This window comes from Weeksella sp. HMSC059D05, assembly GCF_001809725.1.
GTDB lineage: Bacteria > Bacteroidota > Bacteroidia > Flavobacteriales > Weeksellaceae > Weeksella > Weeksella virosa.
This window is the reverse complement of record NZ_KV798520.1, coordinates 1-21977: the sequence shown is the minus strand read 5'-3', so window position 1 is coordinate 21977 and position 21977 is coordinate 1. Positions and strand designations below refer to the sequence as shown.

The following is a 21977-nucleotide window of genomic DNA, read 5'->3' as shown; positions in this document are numbered from 1 at the left end:
CTGATATAGTTTACTTTTCTTACAAATCAAAATCAATACTCACACCTAACTTATTAGCTACCAGCTGATTTACTTTTGCTGTTACTTGAGGTATAGTAACATGTTGCAAAGCATCTGCCGCAAATGCATACAACAAAAGTGCTTGCGCTACTTCTTTTCCGATACCACGTTGTTGCATATAGAACATCGCATCTTCATCCAATTGCCCTACCGTACATCCGTGCGAACATTTTACATCATCTGCAAAAATCTCTAATTGTGGTTTCGTATCGATGCTTGCCGAATCTGATAAAAGTACGTTGTTATTTTGCTGGAAAGCATTTAGTTTTTGAGCTTCTTTATGAACATAAATTTTACCATTAAAAACTCCATGCGCTTCATCTGCATAGATTCCTTTATACAATTCGTGCGATTCGCAATTCGGGTAATTATGTACTACCAATGTGTGATGATCGACATGTTGCTTTTTATCGATTATGGTAACCCCATCTAAGATAGAGTTGCAGTTTTCACCATTTTGATAGAAATTCAAATTATTTCTTACGATTTTCCCACCAAAAGCAAATGTAAAAACAGAGGCTCTAGAGTCTCTTTCTTGGTTGATGTAAACATTATCTATTAACGATACATTGTCCGAGTCATTCTGGAATTTGTGTATTTGTACTTCGGCATTTTTCCCAACATTTACTTCTGTTACTGCGTTTGTTAGGTTTGCAACTCCGTCTAAGGTTTGGTGACATTCGATAATTTGTGCTTGTGCATTATCTCCTATAACAATTAGATTTCTTGGCTGATACATCACTTCTTGTAATACGCCTGTTGAGAAATAAACCACCTGAATAGGCTTAGATAGAATCGTATTATTGGGTACATATATAAATGCTCCATCTCTTGCAAAGGCAGTATTTAATGCTGTAAAGCTCTCGTCTTTTGCTGCAATCTTACCAAAATAATTTTCGATAACAGAATGATGTACAGAATTATTCAGGGCACTAGACAGTACACAGATATCTGCTTCATCGTGGGTTGTATTCGACAAGAAGGATGAATATTTACCATTGATAAATACAATGAGATACGTATCTATATCGTTGATTAAGTATTTTTTGATGTCTTTATACTCTAAACCAACTTCAGTTTCTGGAAATAATTTGTAATCTACCTTTAGGATAGGAGCAAGATTGGTGTATTTCCATTCTTCGTCTTTGCGTTTTGGGAATCCTTTTTCTTTGAAAACCTCAATAGCATGTTGACGGAGTTCCTCGATATTTTTATGACTTTTATTTTTCTCGTCGAAAACCAAATGACGTGCTAATAAATTTTCTTTTAAATCAATCATTTTCAAGTTGTGTATTTTTTATACAGGGACAAAATCGGTTGTTCTCTACAACACGAATCTTAGGCGCTAGGTTAGACTCCTGCCTCCTCTTTTACCCAATCATATCCTTTTTCTTCTAACTCTAATGCGAGTTCTTTGCTTCCCGATTTGATGATTTTACCATCTGCTAATACGTGTACAAAATCGGGTACGATATAATCTAATAAACGCTGATAATGCGTAATTAACAACACACCATTATGTTCATTTCTATAAGCATTTACACCGTCTGCAACAATTCGCAATGCATCGATATCCAAACCAGAATCTGTCTCATCCAAGATGGCCAATTTTGGGTTGAGCATCAACATCTGAAATATCTCGTTTCGTTTCTTTTCTCCTCCAGAAAAACCTTCGTTCAATGAACGCGACAAGAAGTCTTTTTTGATGTTTAATAACTCTGCTTTTTCTCTGATCATTTTCAACATCTCAGACGCACCCATTTCTTCTAATCCTTGTGCTTTTCTAGTTTCGTTGATCGATGTTTTGATAAAATTAGAAACCGATACACCTGGGATTTCGATAGGATACTGGAAAGACATAAAAATCCCTTTATGTGCACGTTCTTCTGGCGCCATTTCTAGAATTTCTTCATCATTGAAGAGAATTTCACCTGCAGTAACTTCATAATCTTCTTTACCTGCAATCACAGAAGAAAGTGTAGATTTTCCTGCACCATTTGGTCCCATAATTGCATGTACTTCTCCTGGTTTTATTTGCAAGTTTAGCCCTTTGATAATTTCTTTGTCGCTATCTGCAATCTTAGCGTGTAAATTTTTTATATCTAACAACATGATTTTTTTCTTTTGTTTTTTTTATTACGGATAATCGCTTAGGATTATAGTGATCTTTCTATTCTTAATCTTTTAATTCTTTGGATAGATTAATTTACCCTACAGATCCTTCTAAAGATATTTCTAATAATTTTTTAGCTTCTACAGCAAATTCCATGGGTAATTTATCCAATACTTCTCGACTGAATCCATTCACAATCAATGCGATTGCTTTTTCGGTATCTATTCCTCGTTGGTTACAATAGAACAACTGATCTTCACCAATTTTAGAAGTCGTTGCTTCGTGTTCTAATTTTGCGGTAGAATTCTCCATTTCGATATAAGGGAAAGTATGTGCACCACACTCATTCCCCATTAACAATGAGTCACATTGCGTGAAATTTCTTGCTCCTGAAGCATTTTTATTTATTTTCACCAACCCACGATACGAGTTTTGCGAACGTCCGGCCGAAATACCCTTCGAAATAATAGTCGAACGAGTATTTTTACCGATATGATACATTTTGGTCCCTGTATCGGCCTGTTGATAATTATTGGTTACCGCAATAGAATAGAACTCTCCGACAGAGTTATCTCCCTTCAGAATACATGATGGATATTTCCATGTAACAGCTGAACCAGTTTCTACTTGTGTCCAAGAAACCTTTGCGTTTTTCTCACAGACAGCACGTTTTGTTACAAAGTTAAAAACACCTCCTTTACCATGTTCATCTCCAGGATACCAGTTTTGTACAGTTGAGTATTTTATTTCGGCATCTTCCATCACAATAAGCTCTACAACTGCTGCATGCAATTGATTTTCATCACGCATGGGTGCCGTACATCCTTCTAAATATGATACATAAGATCCTTCGTCTGCAATTAGTAAGGTACGTTCGAACTGACCTGTACCTGCTGAGTTGATACGGAAATAAGTCGACAATTCCATAGGACAACGAACGCCTTTCGGGATATAACAGAACGATCCGTCTGAGAACACTGCCGAATTCAGCGCTGCATAAAAATTATCGGTAGGAGGAACAACTTTACCTATATATTTTCTCACCAATTCTGGATGTTCTTTGATGGCTTCTGAAATCGACATAAAAATAATTCCTTTTTCTGCCAACGTTTCTTGGAAAGTAGTTTTCACCGAAACCGAATCAATTACCGCATCGATCGCTACTCCAGTCAATCTTTTTTGCTCGTCTAATGAAATCCCTAATCGTTCGAATGTTCTTAACAATTCTGGATCTACTTCATCTAGACTTGCTAATTCTTTTTTTACTTTTGGTGCCGCATAATAGCGTATCGCCTGGAAGTCTGGTTTCTCGTAATGAATATTCGCCCATTCTGGTTCTGTCATTTTTTGCCACGCACGGAAAGCTTCTAATCGCCACTCTGTCATCCATTCTGGCTCTTCTTTTTTCTTCGAAATGGCGCGCACAATATCTTCATTTAGCCCTATTGGGAAATCTTCATATTCCATTTCCGTTTCCCAACCAAACTCATACTCTCTTGGCTTGGCTAAGTCTTCACGTAAATCGTCTTCTGTATATTTTGTATTGCTCATTTTTCTTAATTTCTATGCTTCAACATGCGTTATTGCATTTTCCTATATTAATTTTTTTATCTTTTGGCAGGATGTGGTGTTTCGTTTGTTTCTAAAATATATATATCCTACCGAAAATTAGGTTACACGGCAAAACTTTCCCCGCAACCACAAGTTCTATTTGCATTAGGATTGTTGAATACAAATCCCTTTCCGTTCAATCCTCCCGAATACTCAAGTGTCATACCTACCAAGTACAGGTATGATTTTTTGTCTACTACTACGCGTACACCATTGTCCTCGAATATCTTGTCCTCGTCTTTTGTCTCTTTATCAAAAGACAAATTATACGACAGTCCAGAGCAACCACCGCTGGTAACACCTACACGTACAAAAGACTCTTGTATCGATGAACCCTCTTCTTGCAATAGGGCAATAATTTTATTTTTTGCTTCGTCGGTTATTTTGATCATTTTTTTATTTAGATTGATTTAATGCAAAGATAAGGTTTATTCATCGTTAAACCATGATTCTATTATAAATAATAACAATGCTTTAACTTATAAAATCGATTAATGGAAACCTAATTTCTCGCGTGTTCTTTGTAATACTTTTTGGGCTACTTCTTTTGCTTGTGTTGCTCCTTTTTCTAGGAGTTGATCCAAGGTTGCTTGGTCATTGATCAGTGTATGGAACTTTTCGCGTGCTTCTCCATAATTTTCAAGAATCAACTCGTACAAGGCTTGTTTTGCGTGTCCATAACCGTAACCGCCTTTCTGATAGTTTTCACGCATTTCTGCTAATTGTTGTTCGTTTGCCAATAATTTATAAATTGCAAAAACATTATCAGTATCAGGATTTTTAGGATCTTCGAGTGGTGTAGAATCGGTTTGAATTGCCATTACTTGCTTGCGAAGTTCTTTGTCTGATAAGAAAATATTGATAAAATTGTTTCTCGATTTCGACATTTTAAAACCGTCGGTTCCAGGTACAATCATGGCGTCTTCACTAATTTTTGCCTCTGGTAATACAAAGGTTTCTCCCATCTGATGATTGAAACGCGATGCGACATCTCTGGTAATCTCTAAATGCTGTAATTGATCTTTACCTACTGGCACTAAATTAGCATCATATAATAAAATATCAGCTGCCATTAGTATAGGGTACGTAAACAACCCTGCATTGACATCGGCCAAATAATCTTGTTTATCTTTAAAAGAATGTGCCAAAGTTAGTCGCTGATACGGAAAGAAGTTTAGTAAATACCAAGTAAGCTCTGTTGCTTCTGTCACATCCGATTGACGATAAAATGTTACTTTTTCTGGATCTATGCCCAAAGCCAACCAACAAGCTGCTACTTCGTAGGTGTTTTTTCTAAGCAATTCTGCATCTTTTATTTGTGTCAAAGCATGCAAATCGGCAATAAAGATAAACGAATCGTTTTCTTCTTTTTTTGTCATTTCAATTGCAGGCTGTATTGCTCCTAAAATATTTCCTAAGTGCGGGGTCCCTGTTGCTTGAACTCCTGTTAAAATTCTTGGCATTTTTCTATAGTTTATAAAGAAACAAAGTTAAGCAATCTTCCGTAGACCTAAAAAAAGCTATGCGGATTAATTACTACAGGCTACTTTATTTTTCTATACAGGCTAACTTTTCATCCTTTCCTAAATGTCTTAATTTGTGAGAACAACTAATTTTTATGAAAAAACTAAAAAAAACCTTTAATCAATACGGATATGTACTTATTTAGAATCCGAAATCAACCAGTTCAAAAACTACATTATTGTATCTAAAAAAGTAATAATACACAAAGAAGTCACTCTAACAGAAATAAAATATACGCTTATTTTTCTAAGAGAAAAATGAATATACATACTTGATTTTTATGTTTTCTTGTATTTTGAAATTTATTTTTTCAATAGAAGTTGTATCTTCGTCTTCATATTGTTATGAACAAACATTTTTTTTACGGTTTAATAGGTTTAGGCTATGCTCTAATAGGAGGTTTTGTGTTGAAAACTCATTTTTTCATTATTTTCTTAGAAAAAACACAAGCCCTTTTATTAGGGTTGTTATTCATTGTGTATGGGCTTTTTAGGGTTTACCGAGCTTATCGAGCCTACCAAAAAGACATCTAATTCATGAAAAAAATCCATTATCTCTTTTTGTTTTTGGTTAGCTTCTCTTTGCTAACTCAGTGCAAAAAAGACAAATATTCCCTACCAGAAGAACATGCGAAAGAAGGAAAAAGCGGTCTAGAAAAAGCTCGACATACTTATGGTGAGATTACGTTTGTAGCCGATCCTACCTACAAGAATTTGGTAGAAGCTTGGGTAGCCACCTACACAAACGATTATCCGAAAGTGAAAATCAAGGTCGATTATCTAATAGAAGATTTAGCTATAAAAAAATTTTCTGAGGGCGAGTATCCCATTGCGATTGTAGGCAAGGAATTGAGTCAACAACAACAAAATTATTTGTACCAAAAAACAACCATCAAATATGTTCCTTCTGCCGTAGCGATGGATGCAACAGTTCTGATTACTAATATCCAAAATCCGATTGATTCGATTAGTACCAAGCAAATGAAAAAAGAATTATACGCAGATGGCACACAATATGTTTTCGATCGTGCCAATTCTTCTAATTTCAATACCATCAATGATAAGTTAGGAGTGCGTGTACCGAAAAATAAAAAGGTCAACTCGATTGAAGATTTTGATCAGATGTTGACATTTTTAGAGAAAAGTCCCAAAGCGATTGGTATTATAGGATTAAATGTTTTGAGTGATTTGGACAATAAAAAAGTACAAGAATATCTTAAAAGAGTAAAAATACTAGCTATTGTAAACGATCAGAATAAAGCAGTTCGTCCGGATTTAGAAAATCTTCGTAACGGTAGTTATCCTTTTATACGATTTGTATATATCTTAAAAAATGAAATAGGCTTTGGTATCGGTTCTGGCTTCACCCGATTTGCAGGCTCTCAACAAGGACAATTGATTGTAAAAAAAGAAGAAATGCAACCATATTTCTTATACAAAAGAGAGGTTCGTTTACAATCTAACGCTTTATGAATACGAATGTTTTAGCCTGAAACTGAATCATAAAAAACCTTTCGATTTCATCGAAAGGTTTTTTATTGTAGAAAGAATTTTGTTAATGCATTTCTATGTCTGGATTTCTGTACTGGCAACAGTCGTTGATCGAATGATATACTTCATCATCAGCTTTCACTCGTTCGGTATCGTGCCCTACAGCAGCAATTGCATGTTCTACTTTACCCAAGTTAGTGATACGTTCGTTTAGGATAAGAGACAACTCTTTGGTTACCGGATTCCACGTTGCCATTTTTACACCTTTCACACCATACGCAGCTTTTTCTATTCGTTGTTTGCACATTCCACAAACCCCTTCTACCAAAACTTCGTATTTGGCATTTTTATTTCCTTTACTTTGAGCATGAACTATGAAGAACAAGCCAAAAAAAAGGAAGATCGACAATACTTTTTTCATTTTTTTTTATTATAGCTTACATTATTAATTAATCATATTTTATAAAACCTTGAATCGCAAACCTGCGTAAATCATCCTTCCAAAAATTGGTGCATAAACTATGGAAGAATCAAAATCTTGACCAAATGGATTTTCGCCACCGAAAATTACTCTTTTTTGCTGATAATCTGTCAAGTTCTCTCCACCAACATACACTTCAAATGTTTTAGAAAATACACGCGTTATTTGAGCGTTTAACGTCGAGTATGGATTAGAGAACGCCGCCCATTGATTATGGATTGCATTGTCTTGCGAAGATGGCAACCGCTGTTTGCTAAACCAATTATAGGTGAGATCGAATCGCCAATGCGCACCATTTTCTGCTTCGTGCGTGGTAAATTCTGCATTGGCAAACAATCTGTTTTTCGCTTGCAAAACTTGCATCATCCTTCCCGATAGATAATCGGTTTGTATATCATAATATTTGTAGGATGTTCTCAACTGTAAATGATTAATGGGTTGAAAATTGAAATCAACTTGCATGCTGTTGGCAAAAGATTTCCCCTCTAAATTATAAAAAAGCACTTGATGCGATGAAGAATCGATATCGGTTACGATTTGATTTTCGAAAGTGGTTCGATAAAAATCTACACTTAGGTCTGCATTTCGGTTAAAGAGTCGAAACTTCTGTGCGATACTTCCACCGAAATTCCAGGCAATTTCTGGATTCAAATCTTCAAAATTCCCATGTTCGGTCGCGATCATAAACGTCCTATTACTCGCCATCAAATTTTGATTTTCGGCAAAAATATTGGCTAATCTTTTTCCTCTTCCTACCGAAGCTTTGATCGTGGTATCTTTCCATGGATTGTAGCGCAAATGCAAACGCGGCGTAGCAAAAACGCCCATTCGGTTGTGGTAATCTATTCGCCCACCGGCAATAAGACTAAAATTGGTTAAATTATCGTAATGATACTCGGCAAAAATTCCTGCAGAGTTATCGATTCGATGTTCTTTTGTAGCACTCGACAAGGCTAAATTTTCACGGTATTGATCCCAGGTAAAACTACTACCGAGCGAGAATTTGTTTTTGGTATTATTGATAATCGATTGGAAAATATAATTGGCGTAAAAACTTTTCTGATTAATATCGTACCATCTATTTCCGAAATAACTGTTCTGGTCATGATCCGAATAAGCAAGTTGTAAGCCCATCGATTGAAAAGGCATTTCTGGAAAAACATATCCAACTTTTGCATTCAGATCCAATCGTTCGGTTTTGATTTGATAACCCCAAACATCTTTCTGCAAAGAACGTAAACTGGGTTTGAAATCTTTTTCTCCACCCCATTTATCATCTTTCATATACCGTGCAGAGGCAAATCCTACCCAACCTTTTTCGATATTTTGGTATTGCCAACGATTCATCACATTGATTTGTTCACCCAACGGATTGTCTAAAAAACCATCGTGATTGTGGTCATTTTTCACCAAACGAGAATTCCCATGCAAGAACAAAGAAGAGCTCCATTTGTCATTGAAACGATGATTGTAATGTGCATTAGTTTCTACACGAGCATCCGTAGATCCGTAGAGATTCAGGAAAAAAGGAATATCGTTATTGGGTTTAATCAGCTCGGTATTGATTTGTCCAGAAATACTTTCGTAGCCATTAATTACCGGTCCCATTCCTTTGGTAATGAGAATATTTTCTACCCAAGTTCCGGGAGTAAAACTCAACCCATAAGCCTGAGAAGCACCTCGTACACTCGGAATATTTTCTTCTGCAATAAGGATATAAGGAGAAGTTAACCCCAACATTTTTATTTGCTTATTTCCGGTTACCGCATCCGAAAAATTAACATCGATTGACGGATTGGTTTCGAAAGATTCGGCCAAATTACAACAAGCAGCTTTCAGCAACTCTTTTCCGGTCATTTGCATCGCATTGAAAGGTGAATTTACTTTTCGTAAACTTGGACGACGATCAGTAATGGTAACTTCTTTCAGTTGATTGATATCGGTAGAAAAAAGTTGTGATTTGAATGTAATCGTATTAGAAGAATCCGATGGAAGAGGAAATAATTGTTCTTCATTCTCATAAAAGACACCTATGTTTTTACCGGATTCTATTGGGATAGAAAAATTTCCTTCTTCATCGGTTATAGTACTTTCGGTGTTTCCTTCCCAAAAAACTTCAGCACCAACAAGCGGCTGTTTTTGTTCATCAACAATTTTACCTGTATACATTTCTTGCGCATACAGACTGCATCCCACCAAAAGAAAAAGTGGGCTTATAATTTTTTTCATTTTAGATTTTTTGATTTGATTAATCGAATTAGCGACAATTGTTATTTACAAACAATTGAAAATTAAAAGATTAATAAAAATCAAGCGTAAAAAATAAATTGATGATGGCTAAGATAGATCGGCGGTAAATTTGGATATGTTTTTTGTGTTTCTGGAACAAAGAAAGCATAAAACTCTATAAACTCATACCACCATAAATTGTGTGTTCTATTTGATAAAAAGGTAGAGAAAAAAGAAACTTTTAGAATATCAACCAATTGCTTATCGATCATTTTTTGTTGCAAAGCCACTTCTGTACAGCAGGCTTCATCCTCATCATCCGGGTTTGGGCAACAACTATTGGCTACCTCTTCTTGCTGACAATGATGATTATTGAGATGATTGATTGAAATACTTTCGGCAACTCCGTGACAAAGATGCATAGACAATACAATACCGATATTGGATAAAAACATCAATACCGATAACAAAATCACTATATATCTTTTACTTATCACGTTACAAAGGTAAAAACAAATTAACACATCACAAAAAAAATGATCTATTATAACATGTTAATTTTCTAGGATTAAGCTTCTGTAAAATTTACTTCGTAGGTAATTTCTACTCCACCTGCAGCCAACATATCGTGTACGCTGCAGTATTTTTTTACAGCCAATTGGGCAGCTTTTCTTGCACGTTCTTCATCAATATTTTTTCCTGTAAGATGAAAAACAATATGGATATTGGTAAAAAATTGAGGAATTTCTTCGCGTCTTTTCCCCTCAACTTCTACTTGTATGTCGGTAATTTCTTGTCGTTGTTTTTTTAATATTTCGCCTAAATCGAAAACACTACAACTCCCCAAAGCGATAAGAACCAACTCCATCGGACGCACTCCTTTTCCTTCACCACCAATATTTTCTGGACCATCGATATGGACTTTCACATCCGATGATTTTGCAGTGGCTTCGAAATGATATGCTTGGTTTACTCTTGTTAATTGAACCTTCATGAATATGAATTTATAGTATAATAATAGATTTATAAAGATACAACTATTTCTAATTTTCTACGCAAAACGAATGAATAATCCTACTAAAAATACTGCAAAATAACAAGAGCTTTCGGCCTAAAAACTGTATCTTTAGAAGACATAATAATATTTTTTATCATGAAGAAATTTACTTTAAATAATGGTGTAGAAATTCCATCCATTGGTTTCGGAACTTGGCAAATAGAAGAAGGTGAAAAAGCATATCATTCTGTTATTACTGCCCTAGAAGCAGGTTACCGGCATATAGATACGGCAGCTGTGTATGGAAACGAAAAAAGTATTGGGCGTGCTTTGCGAGATTTCGGATTGCCGAGAAAAGAAATATTCTTGACAACAAAACTTTGGAATACAGATCGTTCTCCTGAAAAAGTGAAACAAGCATTACACGATTCGATGGAAAAATTACAAGTCGATTATCTCGATTTATACCTTATTCATTGGCCAGCTAATGCGAAACAACACCCGAGTGACTGGGCAAAAATAAATTCGGAAACATGGAAAGAACTCTGCAAAGCGTACGAAAACAAAACTTTGCGTGCGATAGGTGTTAGCAACTTCATGATTGAACACTTAGAGACTTTACTCGCTTCTACTGAAGTGAAGCCTTCTGTGAACCAAATCGAGTTTCATCCAGGATGGTTGCAACCGAAAGTTGTTGATTTTTGTAAGAAAAACGATATTGCACTACAGGCATGGAGTCCGCTAGGAAGTGGTCGAGTTTTGGATCATCCAGTTTTACGAGATTTGGCCGAAAGATACGATGTGAATGTTGGGCAATTGTGTGTAAAATTTGTTTTGCAAAGCGGCATCATCTGTTTACCAAAATCAGAAACACCTCAGAATATCAAACTAAATATTAACGTAGATAATTTTGAGTTGAGTGCGAAGGATTTCGAGCTTATCAAACAATTGCCGGAGATTGGTTTTTCTGGTTTGGATCCTCATACCGTGGATTTCTAAACTTACACAACCTAGCATAAACAAAAAAGCACTGTGCAAAAAACAGTGCTTTTTTTGTGACCTCGGAGGGATTCTAACCCCCAACCGCTGGAGCCGAAATCCAGTGCTCTATACAGTTGAGCTACGAGGCCGTTTGGTTTGCAAAGATAGAATATCTTCTACGGATTCTCCAAATGATAACGCTGATTTATTTTTTCACTTAATGGAAAAAATCAAAATCTAATTACCCCCTTAACCGAAACAATTACATTTGATAGATAAAAACAAAATCTTCTTTGCTTATTTTATCGGTAGGATGAGCCGCATTATATTCTTTGAATTTTTTATTGAAATCTTTCTCTAATTCTTTTTTTGCTTTTTCCATCACCTCATCGTAGAGATTATCATTAAACTTCGATTTCATCAATTGGTCCATGGTTTTTATGTACCCTTCTTTATAACTAGTCATCATATCATCACCAAAGAGCATCGTGATATTGTATTCTTTCTCGAGAATTCTTTTTGCCCAATTCATCTGGTGATTGATCATAGGCTCACGCATCATTCCCATATAAATTTTTACGTAATTACCTTTGGCGTAATCGCTTTTGGCATCAGCAATTCCATCTGCTTCGGTTCCTTCTACATTGGTCGGATTATAAACCAGTTCTTGAGCAGGATGTTTTTCTTTCATTATTTTTGCGTTATTGCATGCTTGTAAGCTAAAAAATACAATAAGTGGTAGAATAAATAGTTTTTTCATATTTAAAATAGTTTATAGGTTATTCCCCAAAAAACGGGGAGATTCATAGTTGTCGTATTTCGTCCGTAACCAGGAATGATTTTCGGTTCGAACCCATTGTCTCTTTTCCCACCAATATAAAAAGCAGGATGCAATGAAAAATCTATATACAAATTCTTTACCAAATCTAATCGAGCGCCAACAACAATTTCTGTCCAATAGGCATCTACCTTTTTTTGGGGTAAAGAACCAACGTCGACAACATTGCCTGTTGTCACATCTCGGATTGGGTATTTATGGAAGGTTTGGTTGTAATTAGCATAAGCAAAACGAAGTCCGGCATAGAAGCCGTTGTTTATATTTTGTTTATCTTCTGATAAAAACCAATTGAAGCCAATTTTCCCGAAAGTGCCATCCACCTCCGATTGCCAACCATTTTCATCGTACTTATTTTTCCCATAGCCAGCTTCTGCAACCACGTGCCATGCATTGTGAAGTCTATATTGTATCATTGCCTGGAACTCTTTCCGGTCAGAAAACAAACTCAACGAAGGCAGAAAGACATCTACTCCCACAAAGACATCGCCTTTGGCGGCCTTCTTCTTGAGCGATGTACTTTCGGTGTTTTCGTTTACTAGACTATCTTTTTTTTCTTCAGGGTTTTGGGCATTCAGCACAGTGGTAATCAGACTGACGCTTAAAAACAGAAGTTTTAATTTGCAAATTGATTGTTGTGTCATCGGTAATATTTGTTGTAGTCGGCTGCAATTCTTTCATCCAATAATTGCTAGTCGAACCTTGGTATTCTACATTATCGAAAATTACTTTTGCTCCGCAAGAGGAGTTCTCAAACGCTTGGCCAATATCGTAACGGAAAATCAGCGTATCGCGAGTTGTTCTATTCATCCCCAAAATACTATCTTTTCCTTCTTTATCTTGCAAACGATTTCCATCGGCATCTCGGGCATAAACCAAATAATCTGAACGTCGATAGATCACCATTTTTATTTCTTTGGTATCGGTTTGATGAAAACTGAGGGGTAAATTCTTACCATATACTTTCTTGTAACTAGGATACACAAAGGTATCTTCACCATTTTCTGTTTTCCCTAAATATTGATTATAGTATAAAGTATCGGTGAAAATTTCTTCTGGTTGTTCGATATTGAGCAGTTCTATATTCAACATCGGCACAGAAGACGGTGTACAAATATCTTGATCTAGACAACTACTAGCCCAAAAAAGAATGGTTATTATCACAGGTAAGACAACTTTTCTCATACTTTTTTGGTTTAAATTCTTTCTAAAAGTACAATATTTTCTACATGATGTGTCTGTGGGAACATATCAACTGGCTGAACTTTAATAATTTTATATTGTTCTTTCATCAATTCTAGATCCCTTGCTTGTGTTGCCGAATTACAAGAAACGTACACTATTTTTTTCGGATTCATCAAGAGTATATTTTCTACAACTTTTTTGTGCATTCCATCACGAGGCGGATCGGTAATCAACACATCGGGAATCCCATGTTGTTGAATAAAATCTTCATTCAAAACATCCTTCATATCGCCACAGAAAAACTCACAATTGGTTATTTTGTTCAATTCTGCAGCAGCTTTTGCGGCGTCTATAGCTTCTGCTACTGATTCTACCCCTACTACTTTTCTTGCTTTTTTCGAAACAAATTGAGCAATTGTTCCTGTCCCTGTATATAAATCATATACCAATTCTTTTCCGGTGAGACCAGCAAAATCACGAGTCAATTTATACAACTCATATGCTTGTTGCGGATTGGTTTGGTAGAATGATTTTGGCCCGATTTTGAAGTGCAGATCTTCCATTTGTTCTACGATATGATCTTCACCCGCAAAAACATGAATATCTAGATCGTATACCGAATCGTTTTGTTTCGGATTGATAGCATAGAGCAAAGATGTAATTTCTGGAAACTTGTCGTGTAGATTTTGCAAAAACGCCTCTCTATTTTCTTTCTCCTCTCTGAAGAATTGTACCAATACCATCACTTGCCCGTTCTGTGAGGTACGAATCATCAAGGTTCTTAGGAAGCCTTCTTGTTTATACAAATCGAAAAAGTCGAGTTTATTTTCAATAGCAAATCTCTTGGCTTCTATCCGTATCGCATTCGAGGGGTCTCGCTGTAAATGGCAGCGGTGAATATCGAGAACTTTCGACCATTGACCAGGAATATGAAAACCTAATGCATTTCTATCATTGAACTCATCGGTAGAGTTTATCTCTTCTAAAGTTAACCATCTTGCATTAGAAAAGGTAAATTCTAGTTTATTTCGATACCAATAGGCTTGTTCGCTACCAAGAATGGGTAACAATTCGGCAGATAAATTTGCAAAACCTCCTATACGGATGAGGTTATTCAACACTTCTTCTTGCTTGTAACGCAATTGTGCATCATAGTGCATATCTTGCCACTTGCATCCTCCACATGTACCAAAATGTTCGCAAGCAGGCTCTACTCTATCGGCAGATTTTTTATGATAGGCTATGGCTTTCCCTTCTAAATAACTTTTCCTTTTTTTGGTTACTTGCACGTCTACCACATCGCCTGGTATTGCATCTTTGATCAGAACGGTTTTTCCGTCTGCTAATTTCCCTATTGAAACTCCTTTAGCACCGGCACGCAAAACGTCTATCTGGTTCAGGATTATTGTTTGTCTCTTTTTTGCCATTGTGCAAAGATAAAGTTTTATGTGGTATGTATAGATTATTTACAAAATGTTCTGTCGAGTTCTTTTTTATCCGAAAGAAAAAAAACGAACCATAAGCATATGATTCGTTTCTTATACATTTAGTCCAGCATCATAAAGAATAGTTGACAAAAAAACCTACTCGATGCTTCGCTTCTACTTCTTTAGAATTTAGATTAGATGAAAGAACCTGATAAAACTCCACACCTAGATTTATTCTTTGGTAGGATGCTTCGACGGCGTATTTCATCAATTGCAAATCGCCTTTTGTTTTAGGTATTTTTTCACCAAATTGTCTATTTGCCTCATACAATTCGTTCTGAAAGCCAATTTTTGCATTGATTCCACCTGTTTCTGTAGGGAAAAAACGTTGAATTTGTACCAATTGGTTCCATTGATTTCCGAAACGATATTTTTTCTTGTTCGAAGATTTTATAGTGTAATCGGTTATCAGTTGCATAGCATTTTTTTCGTATTGAAGATGGTAATGCATTGCCAATTGGGTATCCCAACTTCCGGTTCCTAATTGGAAACTCGGGTTGGTCGTTTCAGCAGATTGTTCATCGAATTTTGCAATGGGAATTTTCAAACCACTGGCCAAAGAAATTCTATGTTGAACTTTGGTTTCTTCATCGATTTTTGGTTTCAGAACATGCACGATTCCTGTAACATTCATATCACCAAAACCACTTATTTTATCGTTATTTTTCCCTTTTTTTTCATGAAAATGATACGGAAGTGCTGCAGCAACTTCTATCCGATCAGATATTGGATAACGCATCCAAAGCAATGTAGTCTGGAAATTTTGTTTCTGTGAGAGTTCTTTACTAAAAGCATCTTCTTGTGCACGATAATGTTGATACAAATAACGTACACCTATGAATTTATTCGTCATTAGTGATTCTATTCCATTACTCATGGCAGATGTAGTGCAACCACATGCATCGCAATCATCTTCGGGTGGAGAAAAGTTTTCAACAGAAGAACGTTCTAAATGATTTGCCCAGCTAACTGAACTACTTAAAAAAAGAATAAAAAAAATATTTTTGATCTGAATTCTTGTCATGATAAAAAATTAGAATTCTGCATACGCAGGATTGTTAATAAAATCGTAATCGGTCAGTGTTTTTAGAAATGCAATTATGGCTGTTTTTTCTTCGGTCGTCATCGGGATTCCTGGACGAGAACCCTGTAGAAAAACAGAATCTAAGTTTTTGGTATTTCGTATCCCATTGCTGTAATGGTTGAGAACTGCCTCTAAACTGTAAAAGCGTCCATCGTGCATATAGGGTGCAGTAAGCTCTATATTTCGCAAACTTGGTACACGAAACTTCATCCAGTCTGCCGAATCTAAAGTTACCTGAAATCTGCCTGCATCCTGGTATTGAGGATCATAATACAAGCCCGTATTCCTGAAACTTTGATCGGTTTGGAGGGCTCCAGAATGGCAAGTGCTGCATTTTGCTTGAAACAAATTTAGTCCTTTTTGCTCTTCAGCTGTCAAAGCAATTTTATTTTGCAGATATTGATCGTACTTAGAATTAGCAGAAATTACACTTCGCATAAACTGATCCAAAGCTAAAAGAATGCGGTGTCCATTGATTTCTTCATCACCAAAAACAACACGAAAATATTTTCGATAAAGAGCATCGTTTTTCAACTTTTCTACTACGTCTTCCATCGAGCTATCCATTTCTTCGTACGTTGTAATAGGAATTAGTGGTTGCATACTAAGGTCATGTAGTACACCATCCCAATTGAAGTGTTTGGTAAAAGCAAGGTTCTGTATTGGAGGTGTGTTGCGAATCCCTAAACGTCCATCAATCCCATGACTTACGTTATGCCCATGATGAGTAAATGCATTTTCTTGGATATGGCAAAAACCACATGAAATAGTATTATTCCTAGATAAACGACCGTCATAAAATAACTTACGCCCCAATTCTACTCCTTGTTTTGTTAAGGAATTTTGGGTAGAAGAATTTGCTATATCTGGAAAATAATCCGGATATAGCAAAGTATAATCTTCATTAATTAAAGGTTCTCCGTAATCGATATCATCCGAGTTGCAACTCGAAATGAACATCATTACGAAAAAATAAAAAATAATTTTCTTCATTTTTTAGTTTTGTGGTGCTTCATTATTATGCACATGATCTACACGAAACATTTTCGATAAGTTATTGGTAACATCTACCATATACGGTGAAGACCCCATGGCATTATCATTGCTTTTATCGAGCAATAGTTTTTTCTCACCGCTCAGATAATGATTAAGATTTGCCATGATATGTATAGAGGGTTTTATTTTAGAGCTTACACGTGCACTTGTAGGCAAATTAAGTTCTACAACTCGGTATAAGTCTGCCGTCCCGTTCGCGACTACATTCCCCATATTTCCTGTATGATTTTTGTATGGTGTAACGGCATCTTCTTGCCCATACTTTCCTTCTAATTTTGCAAAAATATAGCCCGACGCCCACGCCCAAGTCATTCCTTGCTGTTTGGCTTCGTTCCAGAATTTCGCTTGTCCATCGTGCCCCATTAGATAAGCGGACTGATTGATTCCTAAACCAAACCTCAACTTGGTGTATTTGCGTTGTGGAATATCTTTCAGCTGTACATATACAATATTGGCCTTTGCGTTTTCTTGATTAATCACAAAAGCTCCTTTGTCTGGATTGTTATAATGGTAAGAAAAAACTTGTCCATTTTCGTCAATCAATTCTACATTACTAATGATATATTTTAGAGTAGAAAAATTGAAGTATTGTCCTAAATCTGATCGTTGTGTTGTGGCATTGAGGACAATTCCGCCAACGCCTTCGAATCCATTTTCGAATTTCAGTTCTAGTTGACCATTTTTTGATTCGTCAATCGTTGCAAAATCATCATCAGATTTACATGCTGTAAAAAAACTTAAGAATAACAGGCTCAATCCTGCTGATAGAGTTAATTTATAATATTTTTTCATGATTATTTTTTTTGATTTTAGAGCATAACTATTGCGTACATTTCCTTTTATCGAAAAAAACGTAGTATTTTACTCTACCTTTTTGGTTAATAAATTACCTAAGGTTGTTCATTTAATAATTTGCGAATGTCTTCGATTAAGAGTTCCACTTCTGGATGATACGTACCTTGCAAAGAAGGGTTTTTCCCTTCGGGATCGGTATAATCGAGTCCAGAATAGTACAACATCGGGATACCGTTTAATGCGTATCGACTTCGTATTTTCCCAGTTTGGTCTACCAATGCAAACTTTCCGCTATGATTCAATCCTTCTGCTGTAGATTCATCTTCCCCAACATAGATATTGAATTGCTTACTGAGTGCGAGTATATCCTCACGATTCCCAGTCAAGAAATGCCAGTTGGGCGATTTAACTCCCAATTTTTCGGCGTGTTTGGCCAAACGTTCAGGAGTGTCTCTTTTTGGGTCGATAGTGATCGAAATTATCCCAAAATTTGGATCGTTTATTTGATCTTCTACCATTCTCAGATTCTTATTCATCACTGGACAAATCGTCGGACAACTTGTAAAGAAAAATTCTACAACATAGACTTTTCCTTTCATTTTTTCGGCCGTTATCGTTTGATTTTGCTGATTGGTCAAAGAAAAAGCAGGAACATTCATCACGGTAAAAAGCTCATCTTTCTTGCTTGATTTGTACCAAACTACAGCGATTGCAAAAATTGCAAACACACCGATGAAACTCAAAATTCGTTTATTCATGTATGTATTTTGTAGGTTCTTCTAAAAACTTTTCCTTACACATAGCCGAGCAAAATCCATAGACCTTGCCTTCATAATGTGCTGTATCGGTAAGATGTTCAGAAGTTTTCATTCCACATACAGGATCTATTTCGTTATCCACTGCAACATCAATACGTTGGCTAGCAGGCATCTCATGAGCAACTTTCACTTCGGGCTCAGTTTTTTTTTGGCACGAAACCAACATAAAAACACAGATTACATTTAGGGTAATTATTTTTTTCATCATTTGATTTTTTACATCATCTTTATTGCTAAAAACAGCAAAGAAGAGATTTTAAGTTTACATCTATATTAGGATTCATGAAACTTTCACAGGAAATTTTTCCTATAAAAAAACTCATGATAATAAACGAAGAAAATCAAACGATAATTGGTGGTTGCCACACTTGACGTACGTGTGAATCTGAATAATGAATAATTGTATAAAAAAATATTTTTCTATTCTGGGTGATAGGTAGGATGATGATTTCCTTTTTCTCAACCATCAATACAAAACCATCTGCACTATTGAGTTTCGGGTTTACTTTTTTGTTGTTCTCTTTATCGGTAGCAAAACTTTCTTCTAACTTCTCTGACAAGTAACATTTCCCATTACACATCAGTTCTGGACGTTCTGTATTGATACAATATTCCCTGACAATTTTATCATACTGCAATACGTATTCTATCATAGGCAAAATCGGTCGAAATGCCATGGTTAGGATAAATGCTATGTAGAATAAACTTTTCAGACTAGAAATATTTTATAGCGAATTTAAGAGAGATAATTCATTCTTCATATGATTTTACTCAGAATTTTTATCTATATTGGATACTACTAGCAAAAGACAGGATGGCAGAATTTAATTTAAAAGATTTAGAAAACATTGCGAATAAGCAATTCATTATTGATTATCTGGTTGATCATAAAATAATTAAGGAACAAAATTTTCTGGATCAATTGGCTTATGAAAAAAAATTAGAGCATTTACAAAAAAGGTTAAACCGTTTACAAAACAAGATAATCACAGAGAACAAGCGTGTTTTGGTTATTTTCGAGGGGCGTGATGCCGCTGGAAAAGGAGGAACGATTTCTAGAATCATTCAATACCTTAACCCCAAAAAACTACGCGTTGTGAGTTTACCAAAACCCACCGACGAAGAAAGCACACAGTGGTATTTTCAGCGCTATATCAAAGAATTACCCAATGCTGGAGAGATGGTTTTTTTCGATCGTTCTTGGTATAATCGTTCTGTCGTAGAGCCCGTTTTTGGTTTTTGTACTCAACAGCAACATGCGCAATTTGAAGAAGATGTGAATAAAGTAGAAGAATTGTTGCAACGAGATGGCATACATATCATCAAGATATTTTTGTCGATTAGCAAAGAAGAGCAAGCAAAACGTTTAAAGGAACGAAAAACCGATCCTTTGAAACAATGGAAATTAGGAACCTTGGATAAAAAAGCACAAGAACTGTGGGATACATACACATATTACATCGATAAAATGCTCAAAAACACGCACAAAAGTGTTCCCTGGGTGGTCATCAAAACTGATGATAAATATACAGCAAGACTGACAGCAATTTCTTACTTGGTTAATGAATTATGCACTGAAAATAAAGAAAAATACGATGAAAGTTTAGTGACAGTTTATAAATGAAAAGGTATGAGTTTTTTATGATTCTGAGAAGATATCCTTCTCTTTTCGAGGCTGAATTAGCTAAAAGTATATTAGAATCCTACAATATCTATGCAGAAGTGCTGGATAAGAATCTTGCTTTTTCACTCTATGGTGCTACCATATCACAGTGTTGTGTGAAACCATTGACACACACGCTCGTGTGAAATTTCAACGTTCAGCCAACGATTGGTAAAGCTAAAGTAATATCGTATAAACAAAGAGAAATTCAACTCGGACAACTCAAATAGGGAAAGACAATAAGAATCGTTTAGAAATATTTCGCTTTAATGCAGGAAAACAACGCCTTGTTTTTCCGCCAAATCATCCATACAACAAAGTCAAGGATGCAGATAAAGTGAAAAAAGAAGTTAAAAAATCTAAGAAAATTGAAAATAAGTTTGTTCCAAAAATAATTAATAAATACGAGGAAAAAATTGGTGTAAAAATTAATCGTGAGTTCTTTTCTAACTTAGAAGAAGAAACACCATTACATTTTGTTAATCCAAAAGGTTCTGGTGTAAAAAGCTCAGGCGCATATTTTCATCCAACACAAAATTTTGTGAAAATTCCAATAGATGATCGAAGAAAAAATTCGCCTTGGTATGGTGAAGCTATTTTTTACCATGAATATGGACATGCAATAGATTGGCAAAAAGGATTAAAACAACTTGATAGTTTGACAAAAATAATGTCCAAACACAAGGATTTAGTAAAGAAAGATATTGAAAAATATAAAAAATTAGATCAAAAAATTCATGAATTAAGTTTTAGAGCCTGTAAAAATAATAATCATGATTTAATGGAAATGGTTGGTGCAGTGCAAGACACTTTAAAGTCCATTGACATTAGAATTGGTTCAGGACATTCTGATGATTACTTCAAGCAAAAAGGTAACTCAGTAGCTGAATTTATAGCACATGCATTTGAAAACAAATTCAAAGGGAAGGTAGTATTTAAAAAATACTTACCTGAAATGTATGAAGATATGATAAAATGGTTAGATAATTCGTTGTAATTATACCAACTTAATATTATCAATTGTAATTTCATCAACCATTTCATCGATGAGCTGAATTTTTTTATTTTCTTTTTCAGCCTGTTCAAGAAGTTTTTCAAATGGTTTACCAATACTAATCAAACAAGAATACACAAGACTTGCGTAAGCATCTTGTTCTGATCCAGAATAATCTCTTTGGTTAATATATTTTTCTAAAACTGTTGACATAATCACAAATTTACAAAATAATTCAATATGAAACCGATAATCGAATATTTTCAACAAATATTACAAGATGTACAGATTGGGCAGAGCTGAATATGTTCATCCCTATTTGTTAAGGAATTTGAATATCACTCACCCCAATCAGGTTTGGCAAATTGACATCAGCTATGTCCCTATGAAAAAAGGATTTATGTATCTGACAGCGATAATAGATGTTTACAGCCGATTCATAGTTGGCTGGCAGATCTCAAACAGCTTGGAGGAAGCAACCCAGACAGAACTGCTGAACGAGTCGATAGAAAGGTACGGAAAGCCTGAAATTATCAATTCTGACCAAGGAAGTCAATATACTTCCAAAAACTGG

27 protein-coding genes and 1 tRNA gene are annotated in these 21977 nt (G+C 35.5%); 7 read left to right on the top strand and 21 right to left on the bottom strand.

Translation table 11 applies throughout. From position 1 onward, the window contains the following. Positions 1-19: 19 nt before the first annotated feature. The 5 genes from sufD to trpS form a co-directional block, all read right to left on the bottom strand. Positions 20-1339: a Fe-S cluster assembly protein SufD gene (gene sufD / locus HMPREF2660_RS01430; RefSeq protein ID WP_185097011.1), complete on the bottom strand. Its 1320-nt coding sequence runs from the start codon at positions 1337-1339 to the stop codon at positions 20-22. Between the two features lie 71 nt (positions 1340-1410). Beyond that, positions 1411-2169 (bottom strand): Fe-S cluster assembly ATPase SufC, encoded by a 759-nt coding sequence (gene sufC / locus HMPREF2660_RS01425; protein ID WP_041942220.1) that lies wholly within the window; start codon positions 2167-2169, stop codon positions 1411-1413. Between the two features lie 97 nt (positions 2170-2266). Continuing rightward, entirely contained in the window at positions 2267-3724 is a 1458-nt protein-coding gene (sufB, locus tag HMPREF2660_RS01420; RefSeq protein WP_013597462.1) for a Fe-S cluster assembly protein SufB, read from the bottom strand. Between the two features lie 122 nt (positions 3725-3846). Next, positions 3847-4176 (bottom strand): HesB/IscA family protein, encoded by a 330-nt coding sequence (locus tag HMPREF2660_RS01415; protein WP_013597463.1) that lies wholly within the window; start codon positions 4174-4176, stop codon positions 3847-3849. 99 nt (positions 4177-4275) lie between these two features. Then, a complete protein-coding gene (trpS, locus tag HMPREF2660_RS01410) occupies positions 4276-5247 on the bottom strand; it encodes a tryptophan--tRNA ligase (RefSeq protein WP_013597464.1) in 972 nt (323 codons plus the stop codon). Between the two features lie 405 nt (positions 5248-5652). Here trpS and HMPREF2660_RS01405 point away from each other — a divergent pair, with 405 nt between their 5' ends. Both HMPREF2660_RS01405 and HMPREF2660_RS01400 read left to right on the top strand, forming a co-directional pair. Next, complete coding sequence (locus HMPREF2660_RS01405) at positions 5653-5841, top strand: hypothetical protein (protein WP_041942034.1); 189 nt, start codon at positions 5653-5655, stop codon at positions 5839-5841. A 3-nt stretch (positions 5842-5844) separates the two neighbouring features. Continuing rightward, a complete protein-coding gene (locus tag HMPREF2660_RS01400) occupies positions 5845-6780 on the top strand; it encodes a PstS family phosphate ABC transporter substrate-binding protein (RefSeq protein WP_070485360.1) in 936 nt (311 codons plus the stop codon). Between the two features lie 82 nt (positions 6781-6862). On the opposite strand, the gene HMPREF2660_RS01395 is transcribed toward HMPREF2660_RS01400, so the two are convergent. The 4 genes from HMPREF2660_RS01395 to HMPREF2660_RS01380 form a co-directional block, all read right to left on the bottom strand. Then, positions 6863-7219, bottom strand: coding sequence for a heavy-metal-associated domain-containing protein (locus HMPREF2660_RS01395; RefSeq protein ID WP_070485358.1), 357 nt, complete (start codon positions 7217-7219; stop codon positions 6863-6865). Between the two features lie 39 nt (positions 7220-7258). After that, positions 7259-9508 (bottom strand): TonB-dependent receptor, encoded by a 2250-nt coding sequence (locus HMPREF2660_RS01390; RefSeq protein WP_070485356.1) that lies wholly within the window; start codon positions 9506-9508, stop codon positions 7259-7261. An 80-nt stretch (positions 9509-9588) separates the two neighbouring features. After that, positions 9589-9984, bottom strand: a complete 396-nt coding sequence (locus tag HMPREF2660_RS01385) for an HYC_CC_PP family protein (RefSeq protein WP_013597469.1) — start codon at positions 9982-9984, stop codon at positions 9589-9591. 92 nt (positions 9985-10076) lie between these two features. Then, the gene (locus tag HMPREF2660_RS01380) at positions 10077-10502 is read right to left on the bottom strand and encodes an OsmC family protein (RefSeq protein WP_013597470.1); all 426 of its coding nucleotides are present in this window, start codon (positions 10500-10502) and stop codon (positions 10077-10079) included. A 159-nt stretch (positions 10503-10661) separates the two neighbouring features. On the opposite strand from HMPREF2660_RS01380, the gene HMPREF2660_RS01375 reads away from it, so the two are divergent. Then, the gene (locus HMPREF2660_RS01375) at positions 10662-11504 is read left to right on the top strand and encodes an aldo/keto reductase (protein WP_070485354.1); all 843 of its coding nucleotides are present in this window, start codon (positions 10662-10664) and stop codon (positions 11502-11504) included. Between the two features lie 57 nt (positions 11505-11561). Here the strand turns inward: HMPREF2660_RS01375 and HMPREF2660_RS01370 are convergent. The 11 genes from HMPREF2660_RS01370 to HMPREF2660_RS01320 form a co-directional block, all read right to left on the bottom strand. Further along, a tRNA-Arg gene (locus HMPREF2660_RS01370) sits at positions 11562-11635 on the bottom strand. A 113-nt stretch (positions 11636-11748) separates the two neighbouring features. Beyond that, positions 11749-12246, bottom strand: a complete 498-nt coding sequence (locus HMPREF2660_RS01365; protein WP_013597472.1) for a hypothetical protein — start codon at positions 12244-12246, stop codon at positions 11749-11751. A 2-nt stretch (positions 12247-12248) separates the two neighbouring features. Beyond that, entirely contained in the window at positions 12249-12965 is a 717-nt protein-coding gene (locus HMPREF2660_RS01360) for a DUF6048 family protein (RefSeq protein WP_141743532.1), read from the bottom strand. After that, positions 12880-13506, bottom strand: coding sequence for a DUF6452 family protein (locus tag HMPREF2660_RS01355; RefSeq protein WP_013597474.1), 627 nt, complete (start codon positions 13504-13506; stop codon positions 12880-12882). Before HMPREF2660_RS01355 ends, HMPREF2660_RS01360 begins: the two co-directional genes overlap by 86 nt. An 11-nt stretch (positions 13507-13517) precedes the next feature. Then, a complete protein-coding gene (gene rlmD, locus HMPREF2660_RS01350) occupies positions 13518-14933 on the bottom strand; it encodes a 23S rRNA (uracil(1939)-C(5))-methyltransferase RlmD (protein WP_070485350.1) in 1416 nt (471 codons plus the stop codon). A 130-nt stretch (positions 14934-15063) separates the two neighbouring features. Continuing rightward, positions 15064-16017, bottom strand: coding sequence for a hypothetical protein (locus HMPREF2660_RS01345; protein WP_083299038.1), 954 nt, complete (start codon positions 16015-16017; stop codon positions 15064-15066). Between the two features lie 9 nt (positions 16018-16026). Next, positions 16027-17070, bottom strand: a complete 1044-nt coding sequence (locus HMPREF2660_RS01340; protein ID WP_070485348.1) for a cytochrome-c peroxidase — start codon at positions 17068-17070, stop codon at positions 16027-16029. A gap of 3 nt (positions 17071-17073) precedes the next feature. Further along, the gene (locus HMPREF2660_RS01335; protein WP_070485346.1) at positions 17074-17925 is read right to left on the bottom strand and encodes an MbnP family protein; all 852 of its coding nucleotides are present in this window, start codon (positions 17923-17925) and stop codon (positions 17074-17076) included. A gap of 98 nt (positions 17926-18023) precedes the next feature. Next, entirely contained in the window at positions 18024-18686 is a 663-nt protein-coding gene (locus tag HMPREF2660_RS01330; RefSeq protein ID WP_013597479.1) for an SCO family protein, read from the bottom strand. Further along, a complete protein-coding gene (locus HMPREF2660_RS01325) occupies positions 18679-18951 on the bottom strand; it encodes a YHS domain-containing protein (protein WP_041942222.1) in 273 nt (90 codons plus the stop codon). The genes HMPREF2660_RS01330 and HMPREF2660_RS01325 overlap by 8 nt, the downstream gene beginning before the upstream one ends. A gap of 136 nt (positions 18952-19087) precedes the next feature. Further along, complete coding sequence (locus tag HMPREF2660_RS01320) at positions 19088-19399, bottom strand: hypothetical protein (RefSeq protein ID WP_126414775.1); 312 nt, start codon at positions 19397-19399, stop codon at positions 19088-19090. 161 nt (positions 19400-19560) lie between these two features. On the opposite strand from HMPREF2660_RS01320, the gene ppk2 reads away from it, so the two are divergent. The 3 genes from ppk2 to HMPREF2660_RS01310 all read left to right on the top strand — a co-directional run bounded on the left by ppk2 (position 19561) and on the right by HMPREF2660_RS01310 (position 21406). After that, complete coding sequence (gene ppk2 / locus HMPREF2660_RS01315) at positions 19561-20370, top strand: polyphosphate kinase 2 (protein ID WP_013597482.1); 810 nt, start codon at positions 19561-19563, stop codon at positions 20368-20370. Between the two features lie 17 nt (positions 20371-20387). Then, positions 20388-20555 carry a hypothetical protein gene (locus tag HMPREF2660_RS10930; RefSeq protein ID WP_168160774.1) on the top strand — a complete coding sequence of 56 codons (168 nt, stop codon included), beginning with the start codon at positions 20388-20390 and terminating at the stop codon, positions 20553-20555. Positions 20556-20746: 191 nt separating this feature from the next. Beyond that, positions 20747-21406 carry a hypothetical protein gene (locus HMPREF2660_RS01310; protein WP_070485344.1) on the top strand — a complete coding sequence of 220 codons (660 nt, stop codon included), beginning with the start codon at positions 20747-20749 and terminating at the stop codon, positions 21404-21406. Here the strand turns inward: HMPREF2660_RS01310 and HMPREF2660_RS01305 are convergent, their stop codons facing one another. Continuing rightward, on the bottom strand, positions 21407-21616 hold the full coding sequence (locus tag HMPREF2660_RS01305) for a hypothetical protein (RefSeq protein ID WP_070485343.1): 210 nt from the start codon (positions 21614-21616) through the stop codon (positions 21407-21409). A 67-nt stretch (positions 21617-21683) separates the two neighbouring features. Here HMPREF2660_RS01305 and HMPREF2660_RS11185 point away from each other — a divergent pair. Beyond that, on the top strand, positions 21684-21977 hold a 294-nt coding region (locus tag HMPREF2660_RS11185), incomplete at its 3' end, for a DDE-type integrase/transposase/recombinase (RefSeq protein WP_141743531.1).

Coding starts and splice junctions, on each gene's coding strand:
- HMPREF2660_RS01360 (WP_141743532.1), bottom strand. CDS start 12,965: ATGACACAACAATCAATTTGCAAATTAAAACTTCTGTTTTTAAGCGTC.
- HMPREF2660_RS01325 (WP_041942222.1), bottom strand. CDS start 18,951: ATGAAAAAAATAATTACCCTAAATGTAATCTGTGTTTTTATGTTGGTT.
- HMPREF2660_RS01375 (WP_070485354.1), top strand. CDS start 10,662: ATGAAGAAATTTACTTTAAATAATGGTGTAGAAATTCCATCCATTGGT.
- HMPREF2660_RS01335 (WP_070485346.1), bottom strand. CDS start 17,925: ATGAAAAAATATTATAAATTAACTCTATCAGCAGGATTGAGCCTGTTA.
- HMPREF2660_RS01320 (WP_126414775.1), bottom strand. CDS start 19,399: ATGATAGAATACGTATTGCAGTATGATAAAATTGTCAGGGAATATTGT.
- HMPREF2660_RS01305 (WP_070485343.1), bottom strand. CDS start 21,616: ATGTCAACAGTTTTAGAAAAATATATTAACCAAAGAGATTATTCTGGA.
- HMPREF2660_RS10930 (WP_168160774.1), top strand. CDS start 20,388: ATGATTCTGAGAAGATATCCTTCTCTTTTCGAGGCTGAATTAGCTAAA.
- HMPREF2660_RS01405 (WP_041942034.1), top strand. CDS start 5,653: ATGAACAAACATTTTTTTTACGGTTTAATAGGTTTAGGCTATGCTCTA.
- HMPREF2660_RS01395 (WP_070485358.1), bottom strand. CDS start 7,219: ATGAAAAAAGTATTGTCGATCTTCCTTTTTTTTGGCTTGTTCTTCATA.
- trpS (WP_013597464.1), bottom strand. CDS start 5,247: ATGCCAAGAATTTTAACAGGAGTTCAAGCAACAGGGACCCCGCACTTA.
- HMPREF2660_RS01330 (WP_013597479.1), bottom strand. CDS start 18,686: ATGAATAAACGAATTTTGAGTTTCATCGGTGTGTTTGCAATTTTTGCA.
- HMPREF2660_RS01415 (WP_013597463.1), bottom strand. CDS start 4,176: ATGATCAAAATAACCGACGAAGCAAAAAATAAAATTATTGCCCTATTG.
- HMPREF2660_RS01365 (WP_013597472.1), bottom strand. CDS start 12,246: ATGAAAAAACTATTTATTCTACCACTTATTGTATTTTTTAGCTTACAA.
- ppk2 (WP_013597482.1), top strand. CDS start 19,561: ATGGCAGAATTTAATTTAAAAGATTTAGAAAACATTGCGAATAAGCAA.
- HMPREF2660_RS01340 (WP_070485348.1), bottom strand. CDS start 17,070: ATGAAGAAAATTATTTTTTATTTTTTCGTAATGATGTTCATTTCGAGT.
- HMPREF2660_RS01390 (WP_070485356.1), bottom strand. CDS start 9,508: ATGAAAAAAATTATAAGCCCACTTTTTCTTTTGGTGGGATGCAGTCTG.
- HMPREF2660_RS01345 (WP_083299038.1), bottom strand. CDS start 16,017: ATGACAAGAATTCAGATCAAAAATATTTTTTTTATTCTTTTTTTAAGT.
- sufB (WP_013597462.1), bottom strand. CDS start 3,724: ATGAGCAATACAAAATATACAGAAGACGATTTACGTGAAGACTTAGCC.
- HMPREF2660_RS01380 (WP_013597470.1), bottom strand. CDS start 10,502: ATGAAGGTTCAATTAACAAGAGTAAACCAAGCATATCATTTCGAAGCC.
- HMPREF2660_RS01355 (WP_013597474.1), bottom strand. CDS start 13,506: ATGAGAAAAGTTGTCTTACCTGTGATAATAACCATTCTTTTTTGGGCT.
- rlmD (WP_070485350.1), bottom strand. CDS start 14,933: ATGGCAAAAAAGAGACAAACAATAATCCTGAACCAGATAGACGTTTTG.
- sufD (WP_185097011.1), bottom strand. CDS start 1,339: ATGATTGATTTAAAAGAAAATTTATTAGCACGTCATTTGGTTTTCGAC.
- HMPREF2660_RS01400 (WP_070485360.1), top strand. CDS start 5,845: ATGAAAAAAATCCATTATCTCTTTTTGTTTTTGGTTAGCTTCTCTTTG.